This is a genomic window from Leptolyngbya cf. ectocarpi LEGE 11479, from assembly GCF_015207065.1.
GTDB lineage: Bacteria > Cyanobacteriota > Cyanobacteriia > Phormidesmidales > Phormidesmidaceae > Leptothoe > Leptothoe ectocarpi.
The window spans coordinates 1-5,956 of record NZ_JADEXP010000392.1; the positions used below are offsets into that span (position 1 = coordinate 1).

Genomic DNA, 5,956 nt, shown 5'->3' on the forward strand with positions numbered 1-5,956 from the left:
CCACGCGTGTTTTCGTTATTAATTCTTGAAGTCTGTTGGCCCCTGGTAACCTGACGCCGCTGCCAATGTGGCCAAGCTCTGAGTCCCTGGCAAGAACTCTCCATTCACTTCCCACGTTGGGAAACCAGTGACCTCAGGTACAGACTGGCATAGAGCTGTCTGGGAATTGGCTCCATCGTCAGCACACTCGATGTAGGGCATGTACTTTTTAGCCTCTTGGCCAAACAGCTGCTTTTGGTCAAAGCAGTGGGGACACCAATAGGCACCATACATTTTTGCGTCCACCTCTTTTAGATGCTTTGCCAAGGCTACTTCGGCGGCCCCCGAGGTACTCGTAATGGCAGGCCCTGTATTGCCGGCACTGCTGGCGGTTGCAGCTGGACCATTGATACTAATGGAGTACATACCAATGGTGGCCACCAGGGTGACCATACCCATGATCACACCGCGAAATGCTAATGCGCCTGTATCTTCCCACTGTCGCCCCAAGAGCGTGAGTAGAAACATCAGCATCGTGAAGGAAGCTGATGCAATGCAATAGAGGCAGGCGGCCTTCAGCTCAGTTGCTAGCAGATACATTAAGTATCCGCTAAAGACCATCATGCCGGTGGCGCCAATAAACAAGAGGGGCCAAGTGGTATCTTCTAGTTTTTGACGCTGCTCGCGGTTGGTCTCACCATTGATCAACAGCGGCCCCAGGGATAACACCACCATCGAAAGATAGGCAAGGCAGCCAAATAGCGTCAGCGGAATTCCAAAAACGTCCGCATAGGCACTGGTTAAAACCTGATCGCAGCCTTTGACCGGGCAGGCAGCGCTGTTTCCCATTAACTTGATTACCGTCAGATAAGCCGTGCCCAAGGCTCCAACGGTTGCGATCGCACCAATGGCCGGGCGCGACCAACGATAAATCCCACGATTTTCCTTACGGCGACGTCCCATAGGTTACAGATAACTCTAAGCTCATCAAGATCAACAAAAACAGAGCGGACCTAACAGGCTGCTCCCGACTGCATCTTAGACAAAAAATAGGGCCTGCGGCACATGAATTTAGTAGGGTCGCTCCATGGAAGGCCCCTACAATGACGACAATATCGCCTCCATAAATTGCCCCACCCGGTTCGGATCCACCGGCTGCTCAATCTGTCCCCCCCGTTTTAGAGAACTCGAAACAATCACCCCATCCGCCGACTGCAGCAGCTTAGGAATATTGTCCACGGTGGCACCACTGCCCACCAAAACGGGCGTCTCGCCCGCAGCCGCCTTAGCATGGGTCAAATCCTGACGGGTGGGTACCTGTCCTGTCGCCCCACCAGAAACAATCACAGCATCGGCCAGCCCCCGATGGATCGTATCGGCCACAGCGTCCGCCATGGCTGATCCGGCAGCAGTCCCCAGGGGCACAGCATGCTTGACCAGCACATCAGCAAAAATTTTGACATCAACGCCCAGCTCTCGCCGATAGCGCATCAGCCCATGGGCATCCCCCTCAATCACCCCCTGATCCGTTGCCATCACGCCCGTCAGCACATTGACTCGAATAAACTCAGCTCCAGTACAGGCTGCGATCGCTAAACCACTGTGGGCGTCATTGCGCAATACATTCACCCCGATAGGAACCGTCACCAGCTGCCGTAGACGAGTAATCACAACGGTCATGGCACTGACCACAGCGGGGTCCACCGCCCCTTTCGTAAAGGGGGCATCAAAAAAATTTTCTACAATAATACCGTTGACACCGCCGGAGGCCAGAGCCACAGCCTCCTGAACAGCTCGGTCTACCACCGCTCTCAACGATCCCTGCCAGCGAGCCGACGCCGGTAGAGGGAGCAAATGAACAACTCCAATCACAGGGGTTGATGTTTTAAAAAGTACGCTTAACTCCACAAGACCTCAAAGGACGATTATTTGCCATTGCTGATTTAGCTGACTTATAGAATAAATCGCCAAATCAATTGCTCGCGCCTAGGCGACCATAGCAAACGTTATCCCCCAGAGATACCTAGCTCGTAATGGAGTAAAGATCGCAGAATTGTATAGTTATGTTATAATTTCCTCAACCAGGCAAAAACAATCGCTATTCACTGGATATCAATTACCGCCTCCATAGAGCCACCCAATGTGGTCTTGGTAATTTGAAGATGGTAGGGTAGGGTGCTGAGTCATCCGTGCGATCGCAACGCCTGCTCTGGAGACCAGCATTCCGTTTTTCCCAAGTAAGACTTTAATTTATGGTTCATAAGCCAACTATTGCTATTTCTCACCTAGGTTGTGAGAAAAATAGAGTAGATACAGAACACATGTTAGGCCTCCTGGTCCAGGCCGGTTATCAGGTTGACGCCAACGAAGAGCTGGCCGATTACGTGATCGTCAACACCTGTAGCTTTATTGAAGAGGCCCGTCAGGAATCCGTTCGCACATTAGTAGAGCTAGCCGAGGCTAGAAAAAAAGTTGTCATCACAGGCTGCCTGGCCCAACACTTTCAATCAGAATTACTGGACGAGATTCCAGAAGCCGTTGCCCTAGTTGGCACAGGCGACTATCACCGCATTGTTAACGTCATTGAGCGAGCCGAAGCGGGTGAGCGAGTCAAGGCTGTTTCCGCTGAACCCACCTATATCGCTGACGAAACGGTGCCCCGCTATCGCACCACCAGTGAAGGCGTTGCTTATGTCCGTGTAGCCGAAGGCTGTGACTATCGCTGCGCATTCTGCATTATCCCCCATCTACGGGGCAATCAGCGCTCACGCCCCATCGAATCTATCGTCGCTGAAGCGCATCAGCTTGCTGCCGAAGGGGTGCAAGAGCTGGTGCTAATTTCCCAAATCACCACCAACTACGGCGTTGATCTCTATGGCAAACCTAAGTTAGCGGAGCTTTTACGAGCACTGGGTGAGGTCAATGTACCCTGGATTCGCATGCATTATGCCTATCCCACCGGGCTTACCCCAGAAGTCCTAGAGGCCATTCGCACCACACCTAACGTTTTGCCCTATCTAGATCTGCCGCTGCAGCACTCACATCCCGATATCCTGCGCGCGATGAATCGTCCCTGGCAGGGGCGCGTCAACGATGACATCATCCAACGCCTCAAGGCCAACTTACCCAATGCGGTACTGCGCACTACGTTTATCGTTGGCTTCCCTGGCGAAACCGACGCCCACTTTGAACATCTCAAAGCATTTGTTCAGCGTCATGAGTTTGACCATGTCGGTGTATTTACCTTTTCTGCTGAGGATGGCACCCCAGCCGCAACCCTGCCTGACCAGATTGATCCAGCCATTATGCACCAGCGCCGAGAAGAGCTGATGCTGACCCAGCAGGAAATTTCCTTTAGACGAAACCAAGCTCAGATTGGGCAAGTCGTAGATGTGCTAATCGAGCAAGAGAATCCAGGGCAAGGTGAATGTATTGGCCGCTCGGCTCGTTTTGCCCCGGATGTGGATGGTCTTGTCTATGTCAAAGGTGCGCCACCGCTAGCCCAGATAGTTCCTGTTCAGATTAATGGAGCCGATACCTACGATCTGTTTGGCACTGTCTTCGCAACCCAATGCTCTGAACCCAAAGCATCTGTCAGCGTTGCTTCATAATCCCTCATCTGCTCTAAGTGACCTTAAAAAAGGAGTCTAAATGACATTGTCTTTTGCCGATCTCGGGCTATCTGACCCCCAAGCCCAACACCTCGATGAACTTGGCTTTAAAGAGCCTACTCCCATCCAGGCTCAAGCCATTCCCCATATGCTTGCTGGCCATGACGTGGTGGGTCTAGCCCAGACTGGGACAGGCAAAACGGCTGCCTTTTCTCTGCCAATTTTGGAGCAGATAAATGTCAATAAGCGTGCCGTACAAGCCATGGTACTCACCCCCACCCGTGAGCTGGCCATGCAGGTATGTCAGGCTGTCCAGGGCTTGAAATGCCATTCCCAGATGCATGTATTGGCCGTTTACGGTGGCCAGTCCATCGAACGTCAGCTGAGTCAGCTACGCCGTGGCGTACACATGGTGGTGGGTACACCGGGACGAGTTTTAGATTTACTCAATCGCGGGGCGCTTAAGTTTGAACAGCTGAGCTGGCTAGTTCTGGATGAAGCCGATGAAATGCTGAACATGGGCTTTATTCAAGATGTGGAAAGTATCCTCAGCCATGCCCCTTCAGACCGACAAACAGCTTTCTTTTCCGCCACTATGGAACCAGCGGTGCGAGAGCTAGCCGCTAAGTTTCTCCAGTCTCCAGTTACCGTTAAGGTCAAGGCACAGAATACAGCACCTAAGCGCATCACTCAGCTGGCCTATGTGGTTCCCCCAGGCTGGAGTAAGCCCCGCGCCCTCATGCCAATTCTGGAAATGGAAGATCCAGAATCAGCCCTGATCTTTGTACGCACTCGACGGACAGCCGCTGAACTCACGCGTCAGCTCCAGTTTGCCGGTCACAGTGTGGATGAATACCATGGCGATCTAAACCAGGCCCAGCGGGAGCGGCTGCTGCTAAGGTTCAAGCAAGGTCAGGTACGTTGGGTCGTTGCCACTGACATTGCCGCCCGAGGTATTCATGTAGATAACCTCACCCATGTGATCAACTATGAGCTGCCCGATAACTTAGACAGCTATGTTCACCGCATTGGTCGTACTGGTCGTGCAGGCCAAGAGGGACGAGCTGTCTCTATTGTGCATCCCCTGGAAAAATATCAGGTGCGTCAAATTGAGCGCCACCTGAAGCAGGAGCTGACTTTCTGTAAGGTGCCAACCCGAGCAGCTATTGCCGCGCGCTCCTTGGAAAAGCTTCAAACTCAGGTAAAAGAAGCCGTCACCAGCGAACGCCTGGCATCCTTCTTACCTATTGTGTCCCAGCTAACCGAAAACTACGACCCTCACACGGTTGCTGCTGCTGCATTGCAAATGGCTTATGACCAGACTCGCCCTGCGTGGATGCGTGGGGAAGATGACCAAGAGCAACCTTATATGGCAGCAGAAGAACCTCGCCGTCAGCGTAGTCGTCGGGCTCGTCGTCGTCGGATTCACACCCCTGCTTCATAGCATCCCAGCGAGTGCCCCCAGTTAAACTCAGTAAATGTTGTACCCAATACATCTATCCCTCGCCTAAGATAGGCATAGAGCCCGTTTGAGGAGGGTTTGCTGATTATGTTGGTGGTACTTTTAGACGATCAGGTGATCCCGTCGGACTCAGTTTGCTGTGGTTGCCTGATGGCCAACCACAGGGGGCAACCCCGTTTACGGGATGGCAAGTTAGGGTGTGCTCAGCCCCTAGAGTCCTCTGCAGCACTGCCCCAGTATCAGTGCCAGATGGGGTTTCGCTTGGCGAATATCAAATCATTTCAACAGTGTGAATATTAGTCAATAGTTGTCCAATAACTACGCTGCAGGAACGGCAATCCTGAAATTATTTCGTGGAAAACCGTAAAACAGCTGAGAAAAGCTGCGCTATGCTGAAAAAAGCTTGGAGCACGTTGGCAGCCTGTGTAGGTTAGGCCATCGTTGTTAGGCTGTTGATTTGACGTATTCCTTTGCAAATAATCCTATGACTTGGCGCAGCACCCCTGAAACCTCTGACAAGATCCTTGGAAGCTTGCCCTATCTGTTGCCTCTATTTAGAGCTGTTCTTGTCGGGGGTGCGATTTTCAAGCTGATTGCAAACTTTCCAGTATTGGCCCCCATCGGCGAAGTGCTGCTACTACTGATCACACCAGTGATGTTTGTTTACGGGCTCCTACCCTTTGGCCTAGGGGACATTGCTGTTTTCTTTGCCATTTTCTTTTTGGTAGTGCGCAATCCGAATATTAGCCACTTCATTCGATTCAATGCACTCCAAGCAATTCTGATAGGCTTTATTATCTCGATCGGCAGCCTGCTACTGAGCGTAGTGAGCTTACCTGGTCTGGAGCTAGTTACCGATACCTTCTACAACATGCTGTTGTTTGGTGGTGTAGCTGCCGTGGGC

General features: G+C 52.1%; 6 protein-coding genes. 4 read left to right on the top strand and 2 right to left on the bottom strand.

Features of this window, described 5'->3' with window-relative positions; all coding sequences use genetic code 11:
* Positions 1-18: 18 nt before the first annotated feature.
* Complete coding sequence (locus IQ260_RS26550) at positions 19-942, bottom strand: vitamin K epoxide reductase family protein (RefSeq protein WP_193996093.1); 924 nt, start codon at positions 940-942, stop codon at positions 19-21.
* Positions 943-1,077: 135 nt separating this feature from the next.
* Positions 1,078-1,887, bottom strand: a complete 810-nt coding sequence (gene btpA, locus IQ260_RS26555; protein ID WP_193996094.1) for a photosystem I biogenesis protein BtpA — start codon at positions 1,885-1,887, stop codon at positions 1,078-1,080.
* Positions 1,888-2,231: 344 nt separating this feature from the next.
* Between btpA and rimO the strand changes: the two genes are divergently transcribed.
* The 4 genes from rimO to IQ260_RS26575 all read left to right on the top strand — a co-directional run.
* A complete protein-coding gene (gene rimO / locus IQ260_RS26560) occupies positions 2,232-3,590 on the top strand; it encodes a 30S ribosomal protein S12 methylthiotransferase RimO (RefSeq protein ID WP_193996095.1) in 1,359 nt (452 codons plus the stop codon).
* A 40-nt stretch (positions 3,591-3,630) separates the two neighbouring features.
* On the top strand, positions 3,631-5,034 hold the full coding sequence (locus IQ260_RS26565) for a DEAD/DEAH box helicase (protein ID WP_193996096.1): 1,404 nt from the start codon (positions 3,631-3,633) through the stop codon (positions 5,032-5,034).
* Between the two features lie 105 nt (positions 5,035-5,139).
* A complete protein-coding gene (locus IQ260_RS26570; RefSeq protein WP_193996097.1) occupies positions 5,140-5,352 on the top strand; it encodes a hypothetical protein in 213 nt (70 codons plus the stop codon).
* Between the two features lie 184 nt (positions 5,353-5,536).
* Positions 5,537-5,956: Tic20 family protein (locus tag IQ260_RS26575; protein WP_193996098.1), on the top strand; the 420-nt coding region annotated here is incomplete at its 3' end.

Bases quoted from the DNA above. Each gene is read 5' to 3' on its own strand.
- rimO (WP_193996095.1), top strand. From the start codon at position 2,232: ATGGTTCATAAGCCAACTATTGCTATTTCTCACCTAGGTTGTGAGAAA.
- IQ260_RS26570 (WP_193996097.1), top strand. From the start codon at position 5,140: ATGTTGGTGGTACTTTTAGACGATCAGGTGATCCCGTCGGACTCAGTT.
- IQ260_RS26565 (WP_193996096.1), top strand. From the start codon at position 3,631: ATGACATTGTCTTTTGCCGATCTCGGGCTATCTGACCCCCAAGCCCAA.
- IQ260_RS26550 (WP_193996093.1), bottom strand. From the start codon at position 942: ATGGGACGTCGCCGTAAGGAAAATCGTGGGATTTATCGTTGGTCGCGC.